The sequence below is a fragment of the Rhizocola hellebori genome (assembly GCF_016862955.1).
GTDB classification, from domain to species: Bacteria; Actinomycetota; Actinomycetes; order Mycobacteriales; family Micromonosporaceae; genus Rhizocola; species Rhizocola hellebori.
Map to the genome: position 1 here is coordinate 54,928 of NZ_BONY01000047.1, position 25,659 is coordinate 80,586.

Consider the following 25,659-nt stretch of genomic DNA (forward strand, 5'->3'; position numbering starts at 1 on the left):
GACCACTCATTGCTTGTTGACGAAGGTCGCCCGCAGCGAGGCCAGGGTCTGGTCGTCCATCGGGAGATCCAGACCGAGGATATCGAGCAGATCGGCAAGCTTGAACACCTTGCCGTAGGGCTGATCGTCGTTGAGCAGGTCGAACATTTCGCCGAAGTGGCGCACTCCGACCCGCAGCCACGTGTAGAGCAGGAACATGACGGCGTCGGCCGGCCAGTCGTCGTTGTGTTTTTTGAGCAGGTCACCCAACGTCGGCGGGGTGATCTTCGCCGCTGCGCTGGCCACCAGCTTGCGGATGTTTTTCTCCAGATCCGCGTCGGCGGCGAGCTTGGCCAGCCGCCGGGTCAATTCCTCCTCATTGCCGATCAGGCTCTGGATGAAATCGCGAAAAGCCGTGTCCCTGTCCTGTACGCGGGTCAGCTTCGGGCGATCGACACCGCCCTGCTCCTCCAGGCCACGTTTGAGCGAGGCCGGCAGATTGTGAAGCTCTGCGAACGGGTGGATGGCGAACTCCAACAGCGCCCGCCACGTGCCACCGGCCAGCATGGTCTTGGCAGCGCGGTCGCTTTGCCGCCGGTCGAACACCACTCCGGTACCCGCCCTCGTCTTATCTGAGACGATCTTGCGTTCCAGCATGATGGTGCCGATCAGCTCGCCCACCGCCTCGCCGAGCTTGCGCGCATGATGGGGTGCCGCTGCCGCCAGGGCGTCGACGCCGCGCTCCATCACGTCGGTGATGCCCAGGTTCTTGAGCTCGTTCCAGTTCCTTATCCCGATGCGCTCGAAAATCATCTCCAGGTAATCCGCCACGGCGGGCACCGACTTGACGCCGTCGCGCAGTTTGCTGGTGACCGTGCCGGACATCCGCTGGTTGTACTTGCGCACGATCTTGGATGGGTCCTGCGGCGGCGGGCCGCTGGCCGGCACCAATTCCTCGCGCAAGTCCCGGGCGATGTCGGCGATCTCGTTGCCGGTGGTCTCCACCATCCATTTGAGGGTCTGCTGCTGCTTCTTAACCCAGTCCTCGATATTTTTGTCCCAACGGGACCGGTAGGCCCAGTCGAGATAAATCACGACGAATACCACGACCAGAAAGCCTGTGCCTGCGTACTGGCTGAACTTGTTGAGCTGCTCGGCTATCAGCTTGGCGTTCTTGTCGGTCAGCACCACACGCAGCGAGCGGATCACCCCAGCGATCCGCACCAGCGCGACCCTGACCTTGTTGAAGACAAGGATGGCTTGGTACCCGTTCTTGGTTACGTGATTCAGGATCAGCCGAGGTGCCTGATTGATCGCGCGCTTCACGCGTTCGTCGGTCTCGGACAGATAGTGCTCGGCCGCGCCACCGCCGAATCCCTCGAACACCCCGTGGATGAACTGGAACACCAGGTTGTCGTTCTTCGGGACCAGGCTCATCGCAGCCGCGATCAGCTCGGCCATCAGGATCCGGCGCGCGGCGGCCGCCGCGTTCTTGGCGATGGCACTGCCGACCGCGTGCGTGACAAGCGTTTTCACCAGACTGCGGGCGACGTTCGTCATCACGACCGGCACGCCGACCACCCCGCCGGTCATCACGATGACCCCGCCCCAGGTCACCAGAGTGATGAAGGGCAGCATGCCGGCCGTGTTCTCGTAGATGTCGGCTGCTAGGGCCCCGACCTCGTTGTCGGTCAGCCAGTCGGTGAGCTGGATGACCGTCACGTGCTTGGTGTCGGGGTTCCACTCGTACACATCGAAGCGAGGCGACACCCCGATGACCTGGCGGCCGCTGACCATCATGCCCTGGGTGAGCACGTAGCGCCGCTTTCCCAGATTCTTGTCGTCGCACCACGCTATGAGCTCGTTGAGCCGGTCCTTGATCGGGCCGGGCTGGCTCTGGCTGGCCTCTTCGCGCAGCGCACCGAGAAAGAGCTTTTCGCGGTCGGGAGCGACGGCCGGGGCCGTCACAGTCAGCTCCATCGGATAGCTCTGGTCGGCGAAGAACACGTCCATGAACGCGTCCAGCCACTCCGAATCGTTGCGGTACTTGAGTTCCTCGTCGCCGTAGTACCAGCGCACGTAGGCCTTGTAGTCCACGGAGTGACGCTTGTCCAGGCTTTTCCGATAGTCGATTTTGCCGTAGGTCATCCTGGGCGGCTCGCCCGCTCCGTCGATCGCCCGGAATATCACTGCCTCGACCGGGAACCGGATACCGCCGCCGGGAGGCGGAGCGCCCGCGCCGGCGAGGCTAAACATCAGCTGCACGGTGAACCTCGGTGGCCCGAAAGGGTTGCCCCGCGGCGGCTCCATGAGCAGGCGGTAGAGGAACTGGGCGTGCGGCAGGTCGATGAGCAGGTAGGTGTCGCCCTCCTTCATGACGAATTCGGTGAAGCACTCCTTGAGATACTCGTCGCTGAGCTTGGAAGGCTGGAACTGCCTGTCCTGCGTGTTCAGCGGCGCCTTCTCCCGCCACTTCTGGTAATAATCGCCGCCTTCGTCGCGGCCCACCTTCTTGCTGTCGTGGTAGGTGGCGTTGGTGTAAAGGTGTTCGCGAAACTCACGATCGCGTCTCTCGAGCTGCTGCGGTATCGGCACGTTCTTGACATTGACCTCGTACTCGCGCCGCGGCGGCGTGTAGTCGAGGACGAACGGGAAGCGGAACAGGGCCTGCTTCCCCGCTGCCATGTCGTCCCACACGAGATCGACCCGGTTGGCGATCGCCGAGAACTCGTAGGTGCGCGTCTGAGCCATGGTCTTGTCGTCGGCCGTCCGGCTGCCCAGGCTGGGCTGGACCGTGATCAGCCCACCAGGCTTGTCGATCGGGATGTTGGCGTGGGCCACGATGCGGTTGCGGCCGAACACCCGGCCGTCGGGCAGGGTCACGTCGTCGTTCTTGTTCTCGACCAGCAGCACGTACTTGACCAGCATTCCCAGCCCGAACAGCCGGCTCAGCTCGTCCTTGTGGTTGGCCCAAGCCTTCGGCAACAGCCGGGGGTCGAATCGGTTATACAGCCGGCGATCGAAGCGGTGATAGGTACCCGCATAAAGGTTGAGATCTTCGATTGGCACATAGGCCAGCTCCGGTATGCCCGGCAGGTCGTGGTTTTTCAACCACAGCAACAGCTGCCGAGCAAGCTCGGCGAGTTCTTCGCCGAGCTTGTCGTCCTTGGTGGCAGTCATCTCAGTTCGTCACTTCAGCTCGTTCAGCGAGGTGTTGATGGTGATGTCGAGCGCGCTGACAGGCGTGTACTCGTGCCACGACGCGATGCGCTGCCCCCGCTCGGCGGCCTCGACCGCTTCGGGGGACGGATCGTTGCCATTGCTGCTCGTGCCGGGGATGCCGGGGTAGTTGGTCGCGGCGTAGGCCCGGATCTCTTGGGCGATCGTGAGATACGGGTGATTGCCCAGCTCGCCGTCCAGCGTCCCGGTTTCGAACAGGCGCGTGAAGCTCTCCTCGAATCCGGGCCGCACGGTGAGCACGACCCGCGCCGCGCCGCCACGCAGGAAGGATTGATGAATACTGTCGGGGTGGTGCATGAAGCGTTTCATCGAGTGATTACGCGGGTGGTCCCAGAAGTAGGGGTAGATGAAGAACAGCACGCTCTCCCACTCGATGGCCTGGTGGAGGAACTTGATGAACTCGCCGACTCCCATCGCCTGCGCCCATTCCTGAATGGTCAGGCGCGACGGCTCCAGTGTCGCCAAACCGTCTCCCCCGCCGTAGAGCCGGGAGACCTCGCTGGGCATCAGATCGAAGGCAGGACCGAAGATCCACTTCAGCGTGGTCTTCATGATCTCCTCGCGTTCCATCCGGCGCAGTGTCAACGGATCCCACTGACCGATCTCCTCAGCCAGCTGTCCGCGGCGCTCCTGCAACTCCTGGCGCTCCAGCTGCCACCGCTCCTGCGCGGACTTGCGCATCGCCGCCCACGCGCGCTGCTGCCAGGCGCGCCAGCCGTCGAGGTTCTGCGCGATGTCCAGGGTCGCCTTGGCGTGCCCTGCCTTCACGCCCTCGCTGAACATGACGATCACCACGTGCCCGGTGCGGTCCTTGAGATAGTTCAGATCTGTTTCGTACGAACGCATGGTGTCGTCGTTGTGACCGATGGGGCCGGCGCCCGAGTCCACCACGTTGTAGTGCCCGCCGGTGTAGAGGTGTACGAAGGCACGGAACCAGCCGCCCGTGACGTAGTAGCCCTCCGGGATGTCGAACTCCAGCGTGTCGTAACGCTCTTGCTCAGCCTCGTCGTCGGGGCGGTACGGGTAGGCCAGCTGCTGCTCCAGCTGACGGGTGGCGGGATCGGGCGGCTCGACCTCGGCGCCGTACTGCGACGCGAGCGACTGCCACTTGTCCAGCGTGATGTCGGCCGGGGTGAGCGGGAACGTGAACGGCAGTCCGAGACGGTGGTCGATGCGCCGCAGTTCATCCACATTGGACAACAGATCGATGCCCGGCGCGGGCACCACTATGTCGTAGGTGAGGCGCAGGCCGTACCGGTAAAGATCCACCTTCCAGTCGCGAATCATCTGATGCAAATCGATGCGCATGGCGTTGTTATCGCTGGGGTTGGTGATGGTGCGCACCGCCTGGTCCTCCACACCCGCCTGTTCCTTGACCGTGAGCGTGACCTTGTGCTCCTTGCGCGAGCGCGACGAGGCCTTGCGGGTCACCTGGATCGAGTGGTTGCGGCTGTCCTTCTTGGTGGTCTCGTCGCCAGAGGTCGAGTTGTACCCGACAGTCGCGCTGGCCGACGCGAAACCCCAGCTACCCGAGGCGGTCGCCTCCATGCTCAACGCCGAGGAGTGCCTGGCCTGGGTCTCGGTCGCGCTGGCGAGCTCGGTGTTCTCGGTCATACCCTCCTCTTTGGACTGTTCGAACTCCTCGCTGACCACCTTCTCGAAGCTGACCTCCCGACTGGACCACTCGCGGTGGATGAGCGTGATGGTCTCCGCGGGCGCCAGGCCCACCGAATGCACCAGCTCGCCGCGGATGATCCCGGCCGGGGTCATGTCGATGCGCTCCAGGTGCAGGCGGCCGATCGGCTCGATCTTCATCCGCTCCTCGAAGCCGTCGGTCAGATCGTCGGTCCAGTCGGTCGCATCCTCGCTGGTATCGATCACGACGTCGGCGAAGCCGTCCCAGTCGACGGCCGCGAGGTTGGAAAAGTCGATCCTCAGACCGGCCACCTGGCGGGCCAGAGCGCCGATCGTGTCCGCGCGGGCCGGGTTGCCCACCCGCGCCCATTCCATGGCCGCGCCGAAGCTGGTCCTCAGGCTCGCGGCGCTAAGCCGCGGGTCCTCGACGGGCAACACGGGCGGTGTCATCGACACCACCCCACGCGCCAGGACGGTCGATGGTGCGGCGGCGATCGCGGTGACCGGAGCCGCGGTGATGATCCCACCTCCGCCCAGCTTGGCCCGCACATGCGCGGCGTAGTCCGCGGCGAGTTGATTGGCCTGGGCGCGCAATGCGGTGCGCACCGACCGCCGGTAGGCGGCGATCGCCCGTCCGGCGCCCGCCACCCCCTGCTTCGGCGTTGCGGCGAGGGTGCTCCACCCGGAACGCGAGGCGCCGCCGCGGGCGACCACCTCGCGCATGGCGTTGAGTGCCGCGATGATGGGCTCGTGCTCGCCCGGGTTGAGGGTTGCCTTGACGGCGTCGATCTCGGCCTGCGAGGTGTGCAGCGCGTTGGTGAACACCACCTTTTCCAGCCCGCGCATGCGCCTTCCTACCGCGCCGCTCTCCTCGTCGGCCGCGCTGGGCCGGATCGGCGCGTAGGTCACTTTGTTGATGCTCCGACGGTAGCCGGTTGCCATGACAGATCTCCTTGGTTCGTCATATCGATGAGGCGCAACCGTGGCACCGGCCTTGGAAAGTGCGCTGAAACATCGCTGAAATCGGCCCCCGCCGCGCACCCGATGGTCCCCTGACTCAGCCGCCCTGGATCCGCCCGAGCAGGCAATGCACACGCTGACGGCGCTCCGGTGTCGGGTTATGGACGGCCGTCGAGTCCGATCCAGCACGACCGCTGATGCGTAACCCGCTGGCTGCGACCCGGTTGGCCTGGCATCATCGCTGGGTGATTGCCGTACCTGCCGCCCCGGACTCGCTGACGCAGCTGTCGTGGGAGGCCGACGAATATGTGCTGGGACGCATCGACAGCTCTCGGCTGCCGATGATTGCCGCACAGGCGCTGGCGCGCGGGACAGACAGCCCAGCCTTGCGCGAGCTGGCTGGGCTGGGCCGCGCCGAAGTAAGGGAAGCACGCGACCTCTTCGTGATCGCCATGGCTGAGCTGGGCCAGCCATTGCGCGAGCCGGAGGTTGTGTTGTGGCATCGCGCGTCGCAGGCCGCGCAGGGCCTCCTGGACGGTATCCGCGATGCCGGCGACGCCATTGGCGAAATTGCATGGCTGCTGTGCAATGCAGACGGGCAGCACGGCGAGCTGGCAACCGACTTCGAAATGCTGCTCATCGACTGGGACGAAAGCCCGGCCGGGCGCGCCGGCATCGCCAAGGACTCGGAACAGGCATGCCGGCGGCTGCTTGATGTGGCCAAGACCATTGGCACGCAACCTGTCTGACGACGGCCCTCGCCGAGTCGGCTGTCACTGGCCTTCCGGTGTGGTGGTGCCCATCCATAGGCTGTCGCGGGCGCGGGTGATCGCGACGTGTAGTTGCTGGCGGGCCAGGGGCAGGCGGTCTGCGGCGTCGGCGGACTGTTCGGCATTCTTGAGGTGCCGGTCGTGGTGAGGTAGGAAGACGTGCCGAAATTCCAGGCCTTTGCCGCGTTGCACGGTGCCGATTTTGATTCCTGGGGTGGGGGTGCCGTCGTAGCGGTCCAGTGGGGTGTGGGTGATGCCGGCGCGGGACAGCTGTTTGCGGTAGGTGTCGACATCGTCGTTGGTCAGGCACAAGACCGCACTGTTGGCCAGATCGTCGGGGTTCAGCGCGGTGATGGCGGAAAGCATGACAGTGTCATGTTCGGTGCCGCTTTGCGCGCGGGCGAGGATGACATCACCGGCCGTATAAGAGTTGTGCAGCTGCGGGCGGCCGGAGGCAACGGTATCGTCGATGTCTTCCACTTCATGCCCCGACAGGACCTCCAGGCCGGTTTCCAGGATGCGTGAGCCGTTTCGGTAGTTGACCGTCAGGACTTCCGCACGGCCCCGCACGGTGAAGCCTGCGTCGGCCAGCCGGTATCCGCCCGGGTACACCGTCTGCCGGGCGTCGCCAATGAGCAGCAGGCCGTTGGGCCGGTCCCCGACGAGCCGGTGCGCGATACGGACACCGGTGAGGGTCAGGTCTTGGACCTCGTCGATCACGACGGCACCGACGCCGGTTTCCGCTTCGCGGTCCAGTTCCGCCAGAGCCATCAGCAGCAGGTCGGCGTGGTCGTGTAAACCCTTGGCGGCCAAGCGTTCCTGGTAGTCGGTGTACAGATCCCACACGTCGGCACGGGCCGCACGCCCCAGTGGGACCCGCCGTCCGGGGCGCGGCCGGACGGCGTACTCGTCAAACGTGGTCAGGCCTTGGCCTTTGATGACGTATGTGATTTCGTCGCGCCAGTAATGTGGCGGCAGCGCACTGTCACGCAGCTGGCAGGCGAGCAGGGCGTAGCTGAACTCGCTTTCGGCCTTGCGGGCATTTAGGTGGTAAGGCAGTCCGCGCCGATCCAGAAGATTGCGGGCCCAAGCGTGCATGTTGATGCATTCGACACGCCCGGCAAGGTCGGGCCGCATCCTGTGGATCAGCTGCTGGTGGACTTTCGGCAGGCTCGCCACATACGTGGTCAGCAGGATAGTGCCGGTGCTGGACTCTGCCAGGTGCAGGGCGCGGTGCAGGCCCACGACGCTTTTGCCGGTGCCCGCGGCGCCGGTGATGCGGGCGGGACCATTCCAGTTGCGGCGCACCGTCTTCAGCTGCGCCGGGTCGAGGAACGTCATCCACCGTTCCATCGGCAGGGCAAGTTCGGCCCGCAGCGCCGCATGCGCGACGGTGTCCACATCGAACAACGTACCCGCAGTGAACTCGCCCTCCGGAAGATGCGCTTGCCGGGTAACGTCGAATTCGTCAATGAGCATTTCTGGGTACACAGACTCGAGGATCGCCGCGATCGATTCGACATCGGCCGGGGCCAAGCGTTGGGGCCGGCCGATCATCTGGGCCAGCAGCTCGGTGATTCCCGCCAGCCGGATCTGGCCGAACGCCTCATCGACCCGGTGGTTGGCGAAGACCAGGAATCCGTGCACCCCAGCCGGGGCGAGCCCGGCGGCTTCCAGAGCATCCTGGATGGGCCGCATCATCGCCCGCAGCTTGCTCACCTCGCCATCACGGTTCTCGCTGCCAGCCAGCAGGTGCCCGCCGGTGATCTGCGGGGCATCGCGCCACACCTTCACATCGATCACGAATACGCCTGCCGGGCCGACAGCCAGAACGTCCACATTGGACGATCGGGTGCCCGGCCAGGCGCGGTCGAACAGCAGCCGCCAGCCCTGCTGCTCCAGCATCTGCAACGCGCGCGCTACCTGACGTTCGCCGTCCGCACCCGCGCGGAACCGCCCTGACCTGTCCCTCGTCGCATGAAACTGGCGCTCCAGGTCCAACGCCAGCAGTGCCAGCCGCTGTGATTCACGGCTCGCAGAACCCCCTGCGGTCGTCACACACCACCCCCGGTCACGTGGCGTGTTCGCGGCACGCCGGACAGCAACATATGAGAGTACGCCGATGGTAGCGGGTGCTGGCGACATGGGTAAGGATGTATGCGTGACACCCGGCGTAATCACCCTTGCTGACGGCAGACTGCTGAGCTGGCATGAGTTCGGAGACCCAGACGGATCCCCGGTTCTCTACACCGCAGGCACACCGGTATCGGGCCTGGGCGGAGCCTGCTACGACCAGACCGCGCGGGCAGCCGGCCTGCGATGGATCTCGCCGGACAAACCCGGCTACGGCGCCTCGGGTCACCAGCGCAGGCGCAGCCTGGCCAGCTGGAGCGATGACCTCCTCGCGCTGGCCAGTCATCTCGGTCTGGGCAGGTTCGCGCTGGCCGGTGAGTCCGGCGGTGCCCCGTTCACGTTGGCCGCTGCGCATCGGCTTGGCGACCGGGTCAGTGTGGTCGCTCTCATCGCCGCGGGCGGACCGATGGGCCCGGCCGAGCGAGTGGGCATGACGAGCAGCGCCCGGGTCATGAATTGGTTCGCCAGGAATGCGCCTGCGCTCAACACGTTCCGTGTGGCAGCGATGCGCCGGGCCCTGGTCAGCCCGAAGAACCTGCAGCGAGCCATACACGATGTCGGCGTCGATCGCAGCGCCGAGGTCATGTCAGTGCTCGCCTCATACGTCAAATAGAGCACAGCCAGCCAAAGACCTCGATCGACCTCGGGTCAAAAGGCTATATCCAGGGGCCGTTGTGAGACCGGGCCGCGGCGACCGTGTTCGTTCATCTCGGCACGCGACGCCGTACCAGAAGAAGCATCGCCAGCCCAAGCAGCACAGCGATCAGACCACTTCCAACAATGCTTGCCACTGCCCGGCCGGTGACCGGAAGGTCGGTGCATCCAGCGGGTTTGCCATAGGCATGGACGACAATCGTTCGATCGATGTCGCCTTCGACCGGCCCGCCGCGGAATACCCCCACCGTGGAGCCATGAACGTGTTCCGTGCGCGAGGCGCCTAAATCAACAAGGACCGGGATGCGCACACCGCCGGCGTCGATGAAGTACTCGCGTATGTCGCCCAGGCTGGTGATGGTCACGGCGGTGCCGTCGCACGAATCCACTAACGACACCGTGGTCTGGAACGGCCCGGAGCAGGCGGCGGGCCTCCGGTAGACGTGGGTGGCGAACTCCGCGTAGTCGTCCGGTCCGACCAGCAGCTGGAACGTGACAGTCTCGCCTTCGCTCAGTCCCGCGACTTGACCTACGGCAGTGGCGTTGCTTTTGAGCCAGGCCAATGGTTGAGCGGTCTGGCCGCGGACAGCGACCCACCGCTGGTTCGCCGACGCATTGCTGCTCACCTCGGCCCGGACGCCGTAACAGTGGTCGATGAGCCGGGTGGACAAGCCCGCGGTGCCGCAGCCGACTGGCTTGCGGTAGACGTGGTTGGCGTAGAAGGCTCTCACGCCGTCAGCCAGGTCACGGTACACGCCGATTACCGCGTCGGCTGGAACCGAGGTGGCGTCCAACCACGACCGTCCGAGCGGCACGATATGCACGGCATCGTTGATGGTGACGACATACCCGGGCGTACGCGGAGTCGACTGGTTGGTGAGTTGGACGAAAACCGAATCGAAGCAGAAGTCGTCGAACTCCGCCGACAGGTCATCACCCGTGCAGCCGACGCCGTCCAGGTACTTGATGGTCGCCTCCACCGTGCCGTCGATGGACACGGTTACCGCCAAGCCGTCGTGCGCCGCGATCGCGAACGGACCTGAGTATGCAAATCCTCCGGCAGGTGTACCGCCCCGGCTGATCCGAACCTCAGAACCCAAGGGCGCGTTCGACGACTTCGCCTGAACATACCCGCACATGTTGCTCAGCTCGAGATTCGTCGGCTCCGCGACGGCCGGCGACGCTGCACCCCACACAAGAGCAGCCGCAACTGCCCCCACCCATCCCCACCTCATCACCACGCAAGCCTGCCCTCACCGCTGTCTAATGTCCATCGATATTCAGCCACATCCCTGCCATCAGAGGGTCTTCGGTGGTACGCGGCACAACCTCTGGGGGCGACCGCTTTACGCGGCCGCCCGGCTCAACTCAGAACTGGGCGGTACAGTACCTGTTGCCGTTCGACAGCACACAAGCCTGGACCCGATAGGTGTAGGACAGCATCGGAGACCAGACCACCCGGTCGGGAGTCTCAACGAGTTTCCTCCACTTGACAAGGCAAAAGCCTTCCCCGCAACCATAGATCTCCACTCGCCCCGGGACGCCAAAGGTGTTGGTGTACCGGGCCCATGCGGCCCCGCACGATGGCGAGTACCGCAGCTCGAGTGCGCCGGCGATCTCCGGCCAAATCGTGTGGAGAGTCCAGATCTGGTCCTCGGGTTGGTCACATCCGGTGCCGTGCGGGTCCGAGCCATTGCACGCCGTATACAAACACGTGCCCGCCAGCGCCGGTGTGGGCGCGACAATGGTCGTCGCGAAAACCGTTGCAAGTAATGAGAGGGTTATACCGAGTTTTACTCGCCATCGCATCGCTGCTTCTCCCCGTCCGTCGAATGTCCGATATCGAATGAAGGGCCCCGTATCGATGTGTGAAACGATGCTGGCGAATACTTCGACGCCTGTCAAGTCCGTGATTGTCTCGCGCGACTGCTACGCCAACGCCTTTGCCGGCATCGGGAACAGGAAGGCTGATCTATTTGGTCGCCTGAAGTCCTGCAAGGACGTCATGCGATCGGCCAGGCTGGAAGGGAATGCAGGGCACTCGGATGTTCATATATCGCCGATAGCATTCGGCTCTGACCGAAGTGCGTTACGCCGTCGCGCCCTGGCGCGCCTGGCGGGTGCGCAGTCTCGGCAGCGCCGCGAGCGCCAGGGCGAGCAACGCACACACGCTACCGATGAGGAACAACACCAAGGGTGCGGGTTTGGACAGGCCGACCCATTCCCACATCGGATCCCAACGTGGTCGCGGCGTGCTTAGGTGGCGGGGTAAGGCACTGGACACCCCGAACGTCACAGCGAAGATCCATGCGAGCATAGCGATCGTGTAGAAGAAGGTGACCATCACCTGCACGGCCATTCTGTTTTGGGTACGGCGGCTGGCCCACCCGAAAACCATCCATCCGGCGGCCGCGGCCAGCAGCCCGATGACAATCCCGGCCGGGTAGACCGGCCACGGTGTCGTGCGACCGAGGCTGACACTCAGGTCGGCGGAAGCGGTGGGGAGGGCTTCGACCTCCAAGATGAGCACGATGTCCTCGCGTGTGGCAGACATGGTGTAGCGCCGCGGTTCGCCGGTTTGCTGACATGTGGCACAGCCGGCCGTATCGACTGGCGTGGCTGGATATAGCGACCATCCGGCAGCGCGCAGACTGTCTTGTGCGGTCTGCATGATCTGCTGATGGTCTAGCGGAGGGGCGTGGAACACTGTCGCGGTGGTAGCGCCCGGCTGGTAGAAGGTGTCGAGCCCACGCAGGATTCCCTCGTCTTTCCTGAACGGGCGCCACGTCATGAAGAACAACGTGACGTCGCTCTCGATTTCGCTCGCGCGGTAATTGGGAAAGGCCTCGTGGAACGCGGCGAGGGTCTCCTGCGCCGTCGGAAGCGGGCGCGCCGTTGCCCACCCCAGACGCACCCCCACCGCGCCGGCGAAAAGTCCACAAAGGACAGAGGCGAGCGCGGCCCATGCCACCACGGTGCGGCTCGCGGGACGGCCGAGCCGCGCGCGAAGGCCGTGGCGCACCAGGTTGAACCCCTCGGGCCAGGTGGGCCGGGTCCGCCCAGGCGGTGCCAGCTCCAGCAGCGTGCCCACGATCTCATCGGCGCGGGCACGGCGGAACGCAAGTGGGTAACACAGCAGCAGACGGCGGTAGCGGCGCTCCAAACGCGACACTGTTAACTCCCTTAGGCCAGGCGAGGGTTGACGGCACGCAAACGCGCCTCGGCCACCGTCGCGAGCTGCCGCAGCCGCGCGGTCTCCGCCCGCAGCGCCTCAAGGCCGGCGCCGGTCAGGCTGTAATAGCGGCGCAGCCGGCCCTCAGCGATCTCGTCGCGCACGTGCTCGACCAGACCCTGTGCGACGAGCCGGTCGAGGGCGGCGTACAACGTACCCGGCAACAACTTGACCCGATCTCCGGAAAGCTCGGCCACATCCCGGATGATGCCGTAGCCGTGCCGTGGCCCATCGGCCAGAACGGTCAGCACCAGAAACGTCGGCTCGCGCATCTCAGCCATGCGACCAACATATATTGGTTGTCAATATATGCGCAAGGCTCAGGTCCTCCTCCCCGTCAAGCGCCGGGGTGCTTTCTGCCGTCGCGGTTACATCGACACCGAGATGTAGGGGCGCAGTTCGAAGGCGCCGAAGCGGGCGGTGGGGTGCCGGGAGGCGATCTCGATAGCCTGGTCGAGATCCTCGCATTCGAGCACGCTGTAGCCGGCGATCTGCTCCTTGGCCTCGGCGAACGGACCGTCCGTGATCAGTAGCTCGCCGTCGCGTACCCGCAATGTGGTGCTCGCCCGCGGCAGGGTGAGCCGGCCGCCGCCGATGAGGATGCCGCGGGAGTTCATCTCCTCGTCCCACGCGGTCAGGTCACGGTCGTCGTCCGGGCTCAGCGCTGCCTCGCCGTCGTCCCAGGCGTTGAGCAGAGCTTCGTCGATGTAGTGGATGAGCATGTATTTCATGGTTCTCCTCCTGGTGAGTCAGAGCCGTTCGCTCTCGCCGAGCTATGTCACCGGTTCGACGAAACGGGAGGGCCGATATGGACAGGGCTCGGAAAAGATCTTCGCACGCTCACCTCCGAGCCAGATTCGCGATCTCTCCCGCCGAAAGCGCCTTCGCCTGCGCCCGCACCTCGTCTATCGCGCCCGCGAAGAAAGCACCGTCCATAGATCGTCCTATGTGGAAGATGCCGGCGGAGGCCCACGAGATCGCGGCGGCGGAGGCTTCCAGACGTCCGTTGACATACAGCAGCATCCGGCCTGCGGCCTTGTCGAAAACCGCCGCCAGATGCGTCCACACACCAGCCACGGGTGCGGTTGTCGACAGCAGCGTCTGCCAGCCCGTGTCGCGGGCGTCGGCGGTCGGGATGATGAAGGCCCAGCGGCGATAATCGGGGTGATACTCCAGATAGAACGCGCCGCGCGCGGCACCGTCCTGGCTCGCGATCACCCGGTAGCCGGCCGTGGAGCCGAGCTTGACCCACGCGGAGACCGTGTAGGAGCTGTTGGTGTACAGGGCGGGCCGCGGCACGTCCACCGACTCTGTTCCGCCCAAAGCGAGCGCTCCGCCCGCCCGGCCCGCCCGGTCGCCGGTCCAGCCGATCAGCTCCGGGCGCGGGTCGCCGTCGCCGGCGAACCACGACTCGTCGCCAGAGTGCCCGCCCAGCGGCCACAGCCCGGCGAGCGGATCGGCCATCGCCGCCAGCTCCGCCGCGCCCAGCGCCCGGTCGTAGGCGCGCACATCGCTTATCCCGCCGGCGAACCAACCGCCCGATATCGATCGTCCTATATGGAATGCGCCCGACGAGGCCCACGAGACGGCCGAGGCGGAGGCCTCCAGGCGGCCGTTGACATACAGCAGCATGCGTCCGGTGACCGCGTCGAAGACCGCTGCCAGATGCGTCCACTCACCGGCGGCCGGGACCGCCTGGGAGGTAAGGGTTTGCCAGCCGGAGACAGCGGAGTCGGCGGTCGGGACGATGAACGCCCACCGGTCGAACGCGGGGTGGTACTCCAGATAGAAAGCGCTTCGCACGGCGCCATCCTGGCTGGCAACGACACGGTAGCCGCTCCTGTCCGAAAGCGACACCCAGGCGCTCACCGTGTATGACCCTTGCGTGGCCAGGACTGCGGACGCCGTCGACGCTTCGGCGGACACGCCGTCACCGCGGAAGGCGGCATTTGCCGGTGACCGGCCGGCACCGCCCAACGCCCCGCCGCCTGCCCTGGCGTGTCGCGCAGAGCCCGACGCATCGTAGGCCAAGGTGCCCGACCAGTCATCAAGCCGCCACCAGCCAATTGGGTCGGTCGCCGGCCTTTGCCAACCGGTCAGGGTCGTGAGCACCCGATAATACGCTGCCTTCGCGGAGAGCCCTTCGTCGAAAAGGGCTGCCGCTCCCCATCCCGGATAATTATCTGGTACCCAGGAGTGTGCATCCGTGAATCCCCACGTCGTGATCGACCGACAGCGCGGCACCGCCAGGCATGCGGAGACCGCCCAGCCATAGACGTCGGCCTGCCTGGTCAACCGGTCAGCGTTGGCGGGCAACGGCATGCGCACATCCAACTCGGTGACCGCCACGTCGAGGTCGAGCACGGCGAAGCGGCGCATCGTGTCGGCGAGCCCGGAAAGCCTTGTGGTGTCGAGCTTGTGGGTTTGAAAGCCGATCCCGTCAAGCGGCACGCCCTGCGCCTTGAGACTTGTGACGAGGGCGAAGAGCCCGCGTGCCTTGGCCGTGCCGCCCTCGGCACCGTACTCGTTGAGGTACAGCTTGGCCGTCGGATCGGCGACGCGCGCCCAGCGGAAGGAGTCCGCGAGGTAACCGGGGCCGAGGTTGTCGAGCCAGAACCCGGGCCGCAGCGTGCCATCCTCGGCCAGCGGCTCGTTGACCACGTCCCAGATCGCCACGCGTCCGCGGTAGCGGGTCACCATCGCCTCTATGTGCGCCTTGAGGATCGCGCGCAACTGGTCGGCCGTGAACCCGCCCGAGGTGAGCCAGGCGGGCAGGGAGTGGTGCCATACCAGGGTATGGCCGCGGATCGTTTGCCCGTGCGCCGCGGCGAAATCGGCGAGGCGATCGCCGCCAGAGAAGTCGTACTGGCCTCGCACCGGCTCGACCCGCGCCCACTTCATGTCGTCTTCTGGAGTCACAGTGCTGAACTCCGCGCCCAGTTTCGCCTGGTAAGCAGCGTCGTCGCGGAGTGGACCGGTCGCCACGGCCGACCCGATCAGCACGCCGCGGCTCGTCGCGGCATCGCGCAAGGTGGTCGCGGCGGCTGCGGCACCTGGTGGGTGGGGAGCCAGTGTGCCGAAGATGGCCGTGACCACCAGGCCAAGCAATGCCGACCTGACGACTGCGAAGCGAAAGCTCATGGCAGGCAAATCTATCGTGCACGCCGACTCGCCGGGGGACACCCTGAGCCCACGGCTCAGGGTGTCCCCGGCTACTCCGGCAAACCACGAACTGGGGGTGCTACCTGGCGATCAAGCGGCGCAAGCTCTGCTGCGGCTACGGCGAGCAGGATCGCGGCGAGCCCGGCGAACGTCACGTTGCGCAGTGGTTCCCAGGAGAGAATCCAAAATGGAGCGCGGGAGAAACCGTCGGGCGAGAAGTCCCACGCGATGTAGTACAGGATGTTCCATCCGACGGTGTAGTACAGGCAGGGCAGCAACGCCAGGAACCCAGCTGCCGCACCTGCGGACACCGCTGTTTTCTGCCAAGGTGTCCTGCGCGCCAATAGGCGGCCGATCCGGGCGATCAGCAGCCACCCGCCGAACGTGCCCAGTAACGCACCGATGGCCATCAACCAGGGAACGGCCGCCGGCGTCTCCCGGCTGATGACGAGGGACCATCGAGTCAATGTCACACGCACATCGCCCTTGACAGCTATCCCTCCCACGCAATTCCGGCAGTTCGCAGGCGAGACAGCCCAGCCATTGGCGCGCAACGCTTGTAGGGCCTGCTCCGTCTGGATGGGCCCGTGCTCGTCCTCGTCGTACGTGTACCAGACACCGCCCGGCATTTCTTGCCCAAGCCGCGGGTCAGTGCCGAAGCGGAAGTCATATCGCTCACGCGAGTAGGGTTCATACCGCACCATGGAGCGGGCAATCGCGTCGGCCTGCGCATCGGAGGGCAACGGGCCTGCTGTCCAGTTCCAAGCCACCCAGGTTCCGAGCACGGCGCCGAAGACAGCCCCGGCCAGTGCGGTCGCGGCGGCGGCGATCCGGCTGAATTTGCCGGGGCGCAGCCGGAACCGGCAACGGATGCCGGACCAGACAACACTTAGCGCCGACCGCATCGTGGGCCGCCGCTGCCCTGGCAGAGACCCGTCAAGCAGCGTGGTGAGCATCTCCGCCCCCCGGCTGCGCCGATAGTGCCGGGGAAAGGCCAGCAGCAGCAACCGGAATCGTTTCGCAAGCGGGGTCATGCCGGGTTCCATGCCGCCTCACCGGCCTTTCGCGCCCGCAGCCGCGATTCGGCGAGATCGGCCGCATGACGCATCCGGGAAAGCTCGGCGGCAAGAGCGGCGGCACCTTGATCGTTGATCTCGTAGTAGCGGCGCAGCCGTCCACTCACGACTTCCTCGCGATTCACCCGCACCAGCCCCTCCTCGACCAGCCGGTCGAGTGAGCCGTATAGCGTGCCAAGGCTGAGTTTGAGCCGTCCGCTGGACAGCACGTGCACCTCTTCGATGAGCCCGTATCCATGCAGCGGTTTCCCGGCGAGGGCCGAAAGAATCAAGAACGTTGGCTCTCTCATCATCATGGCGACGATATTATGGTTACGAAGATATTTTGGCAAGGAGGATGTTCGGGGCATCTTCCAAAGCTTGGCGTGACGCGGCCGACGGGTCACTTCGGTGTGTTCCCGTCGGCCGCCGGCAACATCCGGCCTGGGCTCAGAACTCGACGACGATCGAGATTCCGAACCATTGTGCGGCTGTGCCCCAGCGCTGCAGGTAGTTGGTGGTGGCCCCGTGGCCGATGACGGTGCCTCTGGCGTGCACGGTCAGGCCGTCGACGGAGTAGACGTAGAACGGCCCGCCGGAGTCGCCGGGCCGGCTGGTCAGTCCGCCCTCGGTGGTAAGCAGGCCGGGGATGCATCCCTCGGGGACTTCCACAGAGCACAGGACCCCCGAGTAGCTGGTCGCGGTGTGCCCGCATTGCTCGAGGCTGGTGATGCCGCTGCGGCAGTAGTTGGGGTACCCGAGGACGGCATCGCCCGCCCCGGCCACGAATGCCGCGCTCTCCGCCTGGCCCGGGGCGCCGGTGTAGATGACGCCCTGGTAGGTGCTGCCACCGAGCAGCTCAATGTCGTAGGTGGGGAACGGCGCCCGCGAGACCACCAGGCCGAAGTAGTAACCGTCCGAGATCGAGAAGGCGGTCGCCAGGAACGGCGCGCAATGCCCGGCGGTGAGCATGAACCGCGCCCCGGACGCGGACTGGACGGTGAACCCGGTGGAACAGATGGTCTGCGTCCCCTGTGGCCGCCAGCCGGCCCCGCCCCAGTGCGGCTCCGGGTCGGCCAGCCGCCGAGACAAACCGGTAGCGCCGTATCTGATAGTGATGGTGGACCCGAACTTCTCGCGCACCGGGGCCATCACGTCGTACGGGGCATCGGTCTCGACAACCAGCGTGTCGTTGACCACGTTGTGGTGCCAGCCGTAGCTGTACTTCCTTGCGGCCGGGTGGAAATCGCGCGCCTGCAACATCGGCCCTATCCCGTCCAGCGTGGCCTGGGGCACGGTGCTGGTGTGGACCACCACCGACGTGTCGACCGCACGGAAGTCAGTCGCGCTCAGCGTGCTGCCCCGGCCGCTGGCGGGGATCAGCACACCGAACCCGCCGCGGGCCTGGTCCCAGTACACGCCGATCGCCCCCCGCGGTTCGGCGATCGCCTGGAGCTTTGCGTTGGTGGCAATCAGCTTGGCATCAGCGGCGACCCTCGACCCGGTCGGGCCGGCGGCCACCCGAGCGCCGCCGTCCGCGGAAACGGCCCCCGACGCCATCGCCGACGCCGGAGACACGGCCAGCACCAGCGCGCATGCCAGCCCGGCCGGAATCAGCCGGACACGTAATCTTCGCCTTCCTACTTGCATTGCCTCCTCCTCACCTAATCCCTACAAGGCGCGACAATCAAAAACACTGAAATTGTCGATGCCTGACGACGAGGCGAGTAGAGCAGGAGGCCTAACCTAATCAGCTAAGTGGAGACGGCGGCCTAACTTAATCGATAAACATGGTCTTCCGATGGATCCACGAAGCTACCGCCGGGATTCCATGAGCATCAAGGCATCGCTCATCGCTACCGGATTCCCTTCGGTGAGATCAAGCCAGCGTAAACTGCGAAACCGCACGGCGCGAGGACCCCATTGGGGACGACGCACGAACCGTCCGATTAGGATGGTCGAGGATCCGTTGGTGGACAGAGAATGCGCACTTCTTCTCCTCAGCTGTCGAGGCGGACGAGCATCTTGCCGGTGTTGGCGCCGCGGAGCACGCCGAGGAAAGCTGACGGGGCCTGTTCCAGGCCGTCGACGACGGTCTCGGCGGTGCGCAGGGACCCGTCGCGCAGCCAGCCGCTCGCCCGCTCGATCCACTCGGGGAACCGGTGGAAGTAGGAGGTCACTAGGACGCCGCGCAGGGTCATCTCCTTCCAGTACGCCTGGTAGAGATTGTCAGGACCGGGAACCGGGCCTTTCGCGTTGTACGAGCTGATCGCCCCGACGAGAGCGAACCGCGCGCCGGGCCTGGCGGCGGCGATCGCCGCGGCCAGGTGGTCGCCGCCCACGTTGTCGACGTACACGTCGATGCCCTGTGGTGCCGCTCGGGTGAGCTGCGCCGCGATCGGGCCGGCGTGGTAGTCGATGGCCACGTCGAAGCCGAAGTCGGTGGTGAGCTTCTTGGCCTTGTCCGGGCCGCCGGCCGAGCCGATCACCGTTGCGGCGCCTAGTAGGCGGGCGACCTGACCGGCGACGCTGCCGACCGCACCCGCGGCGGCAGAGACGAACACGACATCGCCGGAACGTATCGACGCCACGTCGGTCAGCGCCGCGTACGCGGTCAGGCCGGTGGTGCCGAGCGGGCCGAGGTATGCCTGTGGCGGCGCGGCCGTGACGTCCACGACGTTCGCGGCCGCGGCATCGACGACGGCATAGTCCCGCCAGCCGAGGAAATGCGACACGGTCGCGCCGACCGGGACACCGTCGGACCGGGAGTCGACAACCTCACCGACCGCGCTGCCCTCCAACGCGACGCCAACCTGGAACGGCGGGAGGTAGGACGGCGTGTCGTCCATCCGTCCGCGCATGTACGGATCGACCGATAGCCAGGTATTCCTGACCAGGATCTGCCCGTCGGTGAGTGGAGGCACCGTGTCGCGGACGAGTTCGAAGTGCTGGGGGCCGGGTTCGCCCAGCGGGCGGCCGGCCAGCCGGATCTCCCGGCTGGTGAGAGTGGTTGCCATGCCGACCAGCGTGCGGTCCCGATCGTGGCGCAGCCAGAACCCTGGATTGGGTACCCAAATGATGGTTACCCTTGGCGCGGTGGACACCCATACGGAGTTGACCCGCTTCCTGAAGTCGCGCCGAGCCAGGCTGCAGCCCGAAAACGTCGGCGTGCCCCGATACGGCGAGCGCCGCCGCGTCCCGGGCCTGCGCCGTGAGGAGCTGGCGCAACTCGCCGGGGTGAGTGTCACCCACTACACCCGGCTGGAGCAGGGCCACGGCCGCAGCGTGTCGGCCGAGGTCCTCGACGCCGTCGCCGGCGCGTTGCGGTTGACCGGTGACGAGCGGGAACACCTGGCCAACCTCGTCCACCCACCGCGGCCCGATCGCGGGCCGGGCGAGCCGAAGGTGCGCACCGACCTGCTGTGCCTGATCGAGGGCATGACGCACACGCCCGCTTTCGTGCACGGCCGGCACGGCAACATCCTGGCCTGGAACGGGCCGGCCGGACGTCTCCTCGGCGACCTCGACGCGCTGCCACCCGCCCAACGCTCCTGGCCACATCTGGTCCTCCTCGACGGCCAGTTCCGGTCGATGATCGACGACAAGGACTGGGAACCGTTGGCCCGCCAGCACATCGCTTACCTGCGCCTGTGCCTGGGCCGCTACCCCCAGGACGCCGAGCTGGTCACCGTCATCGAGTCGCTGCACTCCCCAAGCGCCGACTTCCGCCGGCTCTGGGCCGAGCACCAGGTCGCAGACTGGGCCGCCGTCACCTGCCACCTGCGGCACCCGACGGCGGGTGACATCGCCATCTCCATCGACGTCATGAAGCCCAGCGGCCAGCCAGACCAGTGGCTCGTCACGTTCGCGACAGAGCCGGGCTCGCCGTCGCAGGAGGCACTGCGCCGACTGGAGATTGGGCCCTAAACTTCGTTGTGGAGAACTTGGTAGCGGACGAGAACGTTGTCCGAACCGTCGAATGTGGACGTTGCCAAGCGCCGAAGCACGGCGGTCTCGCCCGAGGCGGATTTTCCCAGGTGCTGCTGGACCCAGTAGGACCCCATCGAGTGGTGCTCGATGATCGGAGTGCCTCCGCCCAGGACCACGGCACCGATCATGAGATGCAGCTCGTCAACCAGACCGCTGCCCAGCAGATCGTTCCAGAGGATGCGGCTGCCCCACATCACCATCTCCCTGCCGTCCTCCTCCTTGAGCGTTGCGATCTCCTTGTGAGCCTGCGCCCGCTTGATGATCCGGGTGGTCGTGGCCCAGGGGTGGTCCTTGCCAGGCGCCGACGCGTGATCGGAGATGACAACCTTGTCGACGGCGTTGTAAAGCCTCGAGAACTCCCTGTTGGCGGCCGACGCGGAGGAGTCGCTCTCCACATACGGCCAGAAACCGCTAAATCCCTCGTACGAGCTGCCACCGAGCAACACAATGTCGGCTGCCTTCATACGCTCGAGGTTGTATTCGTCAAAAGCGCCGTCCAGAGGCAGCGCCATCACGTTGTTTCCCGGCCCTTCGTAGAAGCCGTCCAATGACATGAGGTTCACTACAACGAGTTTGCGCATACTATTTCGCCGTCCTGTCTTAATCGTGTTTTGTGGCCGCCGTGACTATGCAACGAGATCGCTGGGCTGCGGTGTCGTCATGTCGTCCTGGTCGGGTTGCGTGCCGATGAGCGGCACCTTGCGGAGCGTGGCGAAGGCCAGTACGGCCAGCACCAGGAACACGAGGGCGCACAGGCCGGCCACATTGGCAAATGCCGTGTTGAAGGTCTCGCGGGCCGCGGTGAGCAGGTCGTTGCCGACAGCCGTCGGGAGCTGCCGCGCACCGGCGATCGCGCCGGCGATGCTCTCATTGGCGGCTGCCGCGGTCTCCGGGGCGACCTGGGCCGGCACCTGAACCCGGCCCTGGTAGAAGAGCGTGGCGAGGCTGCCGAGGCCGGCAATGCCCAAAGCCGAACCGAGTTCACCGGCGGTCGTGGACAAGGACCCGACCGAGCCGGCCTTGTCCGGCGGAGCAGACTGCATGACCAGCTGGTTGGTGAGGGCGGGAACAGCGTTGACCCCGGCGAACACGACGCCTACGCCGAGCATGAGTGTCGGCAGTCCGCCAACAGCGTCGACCTGGGTGAGCACCACCATGCCGGCGGCGGCGATGAGCATGCCGCCGGTCAGGATCGAACCCGGTCGCACCCGCTTGGCCAACTGCATGACGATCTGGATGCCGATGACCATAACCGCGGCCGGCACCAGCATCCACAGTGCCGCCGTCAACGGGGAGAACCCCTCGACGAGTTGCAGGTGCTGGGACAGCAGCAACCCGCACCCGGTCAGGGCGAGTCCGGCCAGCAGGTACAGCGCCAGTCCGCCGCCGATCGCGCGGGCGCCGAACAGGCTCAGGTCAAGCAGCGGGTCGGCCAGCCGGCGCTGTCGCCGTACGAACACGATCCCGAAGCTCACCCCGACCACGCAGGCCACTACTGACGTCACCGCGAGACCAGACCTGGCCAGCTCCTTCAGCCCATAGATGAGCGGGAGGATGGCGGCCAGCGACAGCGCGACGCTGACGAAATCCAACCGGCCGGAGGTCGGATTGTGCGACTCCGGCAACAAGGCCGGCCCCAACGCCAGCAGTACCACCATCACCGGCACCGCGATCAGGAACACCGAGCCCCACCAGAACGAGTTCAGCAGCAGACCACCAACGGCCGGACCGAGGGAGATGCCCGCCATCATGGCCATCGACCACAGGCCCACCGCCGTGGCCATCTGCTTGGCGTCCTTGAACATGTTGCGGATCAACGCCAAGGTCATGGGCATGATGGTTGCCCCGGCGATCCCCAACAACGCCCGAACCGCAATCAGCAACTCCGGGCTGGTGGTGTAGGCCGCCGCGACCGACAGCACAGCGAACGCGCCGGCACCGCTCAACAACAGCCTGCGATAGCCGATTCGGTCACCCAATCGCCCCATCGTGACAAGGAATCCGGCAATCAGGAAGCCGTAGATATCTGTGATCCACAGTTGCTCGCTGCTGCCGGCATGCAAGGCCGCACCCAGCCGTGGCAACGCCAGGATCACGACATTGAGATCCAGCATCGCCACCATCGTCGGCAAGGTGAGCACCGCCAGGCCGATCCACTCCCGCCGCCCGGCCAGCGCAACCGTCCCCGTTTCAGCCACGTTCTTAGTCCTTCCCTGGATGTCCGAGATCCCGTCTCGGCGAACACAGGTAAGACGAAGCTGCCACCACGTTCTCGACAACCCGATATCACGTAGGCCCCACGGGATGTCCTGCGGCAGGGCAGACCGCAAACCGTTGGTGCTGGCTTCATCGTGGCACCACGTCGGTTATCAAGCTGCTGCGATCACCTCAATTTCCACGAGCCAGGCGTTCACCAATGTTTGGACGACGATTGCCGTGGTGGGCACGACTCTGCCACCCAGAGCGGCGACACGAGCTGCCGCGTTCGCTTCGGCGTAGGCGGCATCGGTCAAGTAACTCGTCAGCCGCACAATGTTGTCGACGGTCATGTCGGCTGCCGCGAGTATGGTCCGGATGTTCGACCAAATCAGCTCGAGTTGTTCGGCGAGCGTGGCACCCGGTGTCCCGTCCGGGTGCAGACCCATGGTGCCGGCGACGAAGAGCAGCCGCTGCGCGCCACGCACCTCCATCGCGTGCGCGTAGTCGCTAGTTGCCGGATAGACGCCGACCGACGGACGATGTGACTTCAGCTCCATCCGCACATGTTCTCAGAAGCCGATCAGTGTCGACGGCGTAGGCAGGTGGTGCCTGGGGCGACCACGTCTGAGCACAGGATGCACCAGACGGCTGGAATTGTCTCGTGGCCCATGGCCCTGTAGACGGTGGGATTGGCGTCGGCTGCCTGTTGCAGTGTCCGGGCGAAGTAGCGCACGGTCCACCTGTCCCACTCTGGCGGCCAGCTGCTCAACGTCGCCTGGACGGCGACGTCCTTGTCAGCCCACCACAGCTCCGCCGGGCCGGTGGCTTCGGGTACCGCAGGCGGCAACCCTTCCTCATTTGCTACCGGGAAAACATGCGAGGGCGTGGCACATTGGAAAGTGCGGTGAAACCAACCGCGTACCTCGACCAGCAATGCGTGTTTCTCGATTCGCTGATTGACGGATCGGTCGATGATCCGGTCTGGCCAATATCCCGGCCTCATGGCCGTGCTCCCATCCAGGAGAACATTGACTCTCCAGGTCCAGTCGCCATCGAATATTCCGCCAAAAGCCAGCCCCAATGACGTGTGGTAGCAGCTGGCTTCACCGCCGAGACCGTACCTCATACCGTCGCCTCCGATGACCCGATAGAACAGGCCGCCATAGCGCTGTTCGAATCTGACCATCGCCTCAATGAACTCATCCGGTGCCGGTTCCCGCTCATTGCCACGTAGAATCACGGCGGTCGATCGGATGACGGACTCGTTCAGGTGCGGGTTGCGGTGGGAGTGGCCGGTCAAGAACCGGCGGGCGCGCTCGGAAAGCGCCGGGTCGTCCATCACGAATATGCCGGCCACGGTACCACTTTTCCTGACGAAGACTCAGGTATTTTCCATCCCAGCGCTCCCGGGGCCGTGGGCCAAGGTGTCCCACGGTGTCTCGGCGATCCTGGTTCTGCCGCCGAAACTGCCGGTTGGCTTGAATCCTCACAGCGTAGGAGCGATTCGGAACCGACAGCGATAGGTCGATCTGACTTTCTAAATTATGCAGCATGCCGGCGAACCATAGGTGACCGCCAGCGAGCTGGGTCGGGCGACGGGGGTGCCTAACGGGGGGATGTCCGCAGCCCGGCCGAGCTGAACGATTTCCCCAACCGAACAGGAGAACGATGAAGCGAACTACGTGGCTGGCAATCGCCGCGGTTGCCGCAGTGACGCTGATGAATCAGGTCGCTGCCACGCCGGCCCAGGCGGGGCCTTACTGTCCGACCGATGTGGACTGGTCGACCTACGGCTATCCCGTCTACAACGCCGCCGTCAGAGTGGGGGCCGTATTCCGCCGATCGGGAGATCACCCTTTCCGAGCTGACGTCGAGGACCTACGGCATCGTCGCCACCACCTCAGTCCGGTTCGGGCAATCCGCGGAGATCTCCGCCTCCGGCGACGCCATCATCACCGATGCCACCGCCACCGTGGCATCCAGCCTCGAAGTGTCCATCGGCCTGACCATCCAACGGGAGGTGCGAGTCGAGTCGCGGGTTGACGAGAAATTCACACTTCCGGCGGGCCGCGTGGTGGCGCTGCGGTACGGGTTCGTCGTGCAGACGTTGCGGCGCACCACGACCTACTACAACTCCAGCTGCGGCATCAGCAGCCAGCAACACCAATACCTCAATGTGGGGTACGCGGTCAGCAACGAGATTTTGGCCGAAGGCGACTATCCCGACCCGGACCGGGCTCGGCGGCTGCTGGGAATCGCCGGGTTGCCGCACACCGGCGGAGTCTGCGGCACCGCGATCGGCACGGGCATCTCGGCGCAGGCGTCAATCGCGTGTGCGTCACCAACGATAGAGGTGCTTGGTTCGCGGTGTCCTACCGGATTGGCCTGCAGCGGCGGCAGCGGCGGTGGAGGGGGCGGAGGCGGCGGAACGTGGGCCGGATCGCGAAACGACCTCAACGGTGATGGCAAGGCTGACTTGCTCGCGCTCTACACCGACGACACCCTCGCCTGGTACCCAGGAAAAGGCGATGGAAATTTCTGGTCGGCCCGCATCATGGGGCCAGCTGGATTCTCACAGCTGGCCAAGGCCGACCTCAACGGTGACGGCAAGAAGGACATGCTGGCGCTCTACAACGACTACACGCTGGCG

At 65.6% G+C, this 25,659-nt stretch carries 21 protein-coding genes; 4 read left to right on the top strand and 17 right to left on the bottom strand.

Annotated features, from left to right (window positions below):
• Nucleotides 1-6: 6 nt before the first annotated feature.
• Entirely contained in the window at nucleotides 7-3,159 is a 3,153-nt protein-coding gene (locus Rhe02_RS31515; RefSeq protein WP_203912061.1) for a hypothetical protein, read from the bottom strand.
• Nucleotides 3,160-3,168: 9 nt separating this feature from the next.
• Nucleotides 3,169-5,796, bottom strand: coding sequence for a hypothetical protein (locus Rhe02_RS31520; RefSeq protein WP_203912062.1), 2,628 nt, complete (start codon nucleotides 5,794-5,796; stop codon nucleotides 3,169-3,171).
• A 263-nt stretch (nucleotides 5,797-6,059) separates the two neighbouring features.
• Between Rhe02_RS31520 and Rhe02_RS31525 the strand changes: the two genes are divergently transcribed.
• Complete coding sequence (locus tag Rhe02_RS31525) at nucleotides 6,060-6,563, top strand: hypothetical protein (RefSeq protein WP_203912063.1); 504 nt, start codon at nucleotides 6,060-6,062, stop codon at nucleotides 6,561-6,563.
• 24 nt (nucleotides 6,564-6,587) lie between these two features.
• Here the strand turns inward: Rhe02_RS31525 and Rhe02_RS31530 are convergent, their stop codons facing one another.
• Entirely contained in the window at nucleotides 6,588-8,642 is a 2,055-nt protein-coding gene (locus tag Rhe02_RS31530; RefSeq protein WP_203912064.1) for a nuclease-related domain-containing DEAD/DEAH box helicase, read from the bottom strand.
• Nucleotides 8,643-8,745: 103 nt separating this feature from the next.
• On the opposite strand from Rhe02_RS31530, the gene Rhe02_RS31535 reads away from it, so the two are divergent.
• The gene (locus tag Rhe02_RS31535; RefSeq protein WP_203912065.1) at nucleotides 8,746-9,330 is read left to right on the top strand and encodes an alpha/beta fold hydrolase; all 585 of its coding nucleotides are present in this window, start codon (nucleotides 8,746-8,748) and stop codon (nucleotides 9,328-9,330) included.
• A gap of 91 nt (nucleotides 9,331-9,421) precedes the next feature.
• Here Rhe02_RS31535 and Rhe02_RS31540 read toward each other — a convergent pair whose 3' ends face one another.
• The 10 genes from Rhe02_RS31540 to Rhe02_RS31585 form a co-directional block, all read right to left on the bottom strand.
• Entirely contained in the window at nucleotides 9,422-10,369 is a 948-nt protein-coding gene (locus Rhe02_RS31540; protein ID WP_203912066.1) for a hypothetical protein, read from the bottom strand.
• 370 nt (nucleotides 10,370-10,739) lie between these two features.
• Nucleotides 10,740-11,180: a DUF2690 domain-containing protein gene (locus tag Rhe02_RS51030; RefSeq protein ID WP_203912067.1), complete on the bottom strand. Its 441-nt coding sequence runs from the start codon at nucleotides 11,178-11,180 to the stop codon at nucleotides 10,740-10,742.
• 280 nt (nucleotides 11,181-11,460) lie between these two features.
• Entirely contained in the window at nucleotides 11,461-12,543 is a 1,083-nt protein-coding gene (locus Rhe02_RS31550; protein WP_203912068.1) for a hypothetical protein, read from the bottom strand.
• An 11-nt stretch (nucleotides 12,544-12,554) separates the two neighbouring features.
• Entirely contained in the window at nucleotides 12,555-12,875 is a 321-nt protein-coding gene (locus Rhe02_RS31555) for a PadR family transcriptional regulator (RefSeq protein WP_203912081.1), read from the bottom strand.
• 96 nt (nucleotides 12,876-12,971) lie between these two features.
• On the bottom strand, nucleotides 12,972-13,334 hold the full coding sequence (locus tag Rhe02_RS31560) for a YciI family protein (RefSeq protein ID WP_239124172.1): 363 nt from the start codon (nucleotides 13,332-13,334) through the stop codon (nucleotides 12,972-12,974).
• Nucleotides 13,335-13,443: 109 nt separating this feature from the next.
• Nucleotides 13,444-15,744, bottom strand: coding sequence for an endo-1,4-beta-xylanase (locus tag Rhe02_RS31565; protein ID WP_203912069.1), 2,301 nt, complete (start codon nucleotides 15,742-15,744; stop codon nucleotides 13,444-13,446).
• 71 nt (nucleotides 15,745-15,815) lie between these two features.
• Entirely contained in the window at nucleotides 15,816-16,799 is a 984-nt protein-coding gene (locus Rhe02_RS31570; RefSeq protein WP_203912070.1) for a hypothetical protein, read from the bottom strand.
• The gene (locus Rhe02_RS31575) at nucleotides 16,796-17,131 is read right to left on the bottom strand and encodes a PadR family transcriptional regulator (protein WP_203912083.1); all 336 of its coding nucleotides are present in this window, start codon (nucleotides 17,129-17,131) and stop codon (nucleotides 16,796-16,798) included. Before Rhe02_RS31575 ends, Rhe02_RS31570 begins: the two co-directional genes overlap by 4 nt.
• Nucleotides 17,132-17,270: 139 nt before the next feature.
• Entirely contained in the window at nucleotides 17,271-18,470 is a 1,200-nt protein-coding gene (locus Rhe02_RS31580) for a chymotrypsin family serine protease (protein WP_203912071.1), read from the bottom strand.
• Between the two features lie 350 nt (nucleotides 18,471-18,820).
• Nucleotides 18,821-19,837 carry an NADP-dependent oxidoreductase gene (locus Rhe02_RS31585; protein WP_203912072.1) on the bottom strand — a complete coding sequence of 339 codons (1,017 nt, stop codon included), beginning with the start codon at nucleotides 19,835-19,837 and terminating at the stop codon, nucleotides 18,821-18,823.
• A gap of 79 nt (nucleotides 19,838-19,916) precedes the next feature.
• On the opposite strand from Rhe02_RS31585, the gene Rhe02_RS31590 reads away from it, so the two are divergent.
• On the top strand, nucleotides 19,917-20,747 hold the full coding sequence (locus tag Rhe02_RS31590; protein WP_203912073.1) for a helix-turn-helix domain-containing protein: 831 nt from the start codon (nucleotides 19,917-19,919) through the stop codon (nucleotides 20,745-20,747).
• Here the strand turns inward: Rhe02_RS31590 and Rhe02_RS31595 are convergent.
• The 4 genes from Rhe02_RS31595 to Rhe02_RS31610 all read right to left on the bottom strand — a co-directional run bounded on the left by Rhe02_RS31595 (nucleotide 20,744) and on the right by Rhe02_RS31610 (nucleotide 24,366).
• The gene (locus tag Rhe02_RS31595) at nucleotides 20,744-21,373 is read right to left on the bottom strand and encodes a dihydrofolate reductase family protein (RefSeq protein ID WP_373320734.1); all 630 of its coding nucleotides are present in this window, start codon (nucleotides 21,371-21,373) and stop codon (nucleotides 20,744-20,746) included. The genes Rhe02_RS31590 and Rhe02_RS31595 overlap by 4 nt on opposite strands.
• A gap of 63 nt (nucleotides 21,374-21,436) precedes the next feature.
• Complete coding sequence (locus Rhe02_RS31600) at nucleotides 21,437-23,008, bottom strand: MFS transporter (RefSeq protein ID WP_239124174.1); 1,572 nt, start codon at nucleotides 23,006-23,008, stop codon at nucleotides 21,437-21,439.
• A 171-nt stretch (nucleotides 23,009-23,179) separates the two neighbouring features.
• Entirely contained in the window at nucleotides 23,180-23,566 is a 387-nt protein-coding gene (locus Rhe02_RS31605; RefSeq protein ID WP_203912075.1) for a RidA family protein, read from the bottom strand.
• Nucleotides 23,567-23,589: 23 nt separating this feature from the next.
• Nucleotides 23,590-24,366, bottom strand: a complete 777-nt coding sequence (locus Rhe02_RS31610) for a hypothetical protein (RefSeq protein ID WP_203912076.1) — start codon at nucleotides 24,364-24,366, stop codon at nucleotides 23,590-23,592.
• Between the two features lie 414 nt (nucleotides 24,367-24,780).
• On the opposite strand from Rhe02_RS31610, the gene Rhe02_RS31615 reads away from it, so the two are divergent.
• The coding region (locus Rhe02_RS31615) for an FG-GAP repeat domain-containing protein (protein WP_203912077.1) at nucleotides 24,781-25,659 on the top strand (879 nt) is incomplete at its 3' end.

Excerpts from the sequence above, each read along its gene's own strand:
- Rhe02_RS31515 (WP_203912061.1), bottom strand. The coding sequence starts at position 3,159 with ATGACTGCCACCAAGGACGACAAGCTCGGCGAAGAACTCGCCGAGCTT.
- Rhe02_RS31520 (WP_203912062.1), bottom strand. The coding sequence starts at position 5,796 with ATGGCAACCGGCTACCGTCGGAGCATCAACAAAGTGACCTACGCGCCG.
- Rhe02_RS51030 (WP_203912067.1), bottom strand. The coding sequence starts at position 11,180 with ATGCGATGGCGAGTAAAACTCGGTATAACCCTCTCATTACTTGCAACG.
- Rhe02_RS31555 (WP_203912081.1), bottom strand. The coding sequence starts at position 12,875 with ATGCGCGAGCCGACGTTTCTGGTGCTGACCGTTCTGGCCGATGGGCCA.
- Rhe02_RS31560 (WP_239124172.1), bottom strand. The coding sequence starts at position 13,334 with ATGAAATACATGCTCATCCACTACATCGACGAAGCTCTGCTCAACGCC.
- Rhe02_RS31565 (WP_203912069.1), bottom strand. The coding sequence starts at position 15,744 with ATGAGCTTTCGCTTCGCAGTCGTCAGGTCGGCATTGCTTGGCCTGGTG.
- Rhe02_RS31570 (WP_203912070.1), bottom strand. The coding sequence starts at position 16,799 with ATGACCCCGCTTGCGAAACGATTCCGGTTGCTGCTGCTGGCCTTTCCC.
- Rhe02_RS31575 (WP_203912083.1), bottom strand. The coding sequence starts at position 17,131 with ATGAGAGAGCCAACGTTCTTGATTCTTTCGGCCCTCGCCGGGAAACCG.
- Rhe02_RS31580 (WP_203912071.1), bottom strand. The coding sequence starts at position 18,470 with ATGCAAGTAGGAAGGCGAAGATTACGTGTCCGGCTGATTCCGGCCGGG.
- Rhe02_RS31585 (WP_203912072.1), bottom strand. The coding sequence starts at position 19,837 with ATGGCAACCACTCTCACCAGCCGGGAGATCCGGCTGGCCGGCCGCCCG.
- Rhe02_RS31605 (WP_203912075.1), bottom strand. The coding sequence starts at position 23,566 with ATGGAGCTGAAGTCACATCGTCCGTCGGTCGGCGTCTATCCGGCAACT.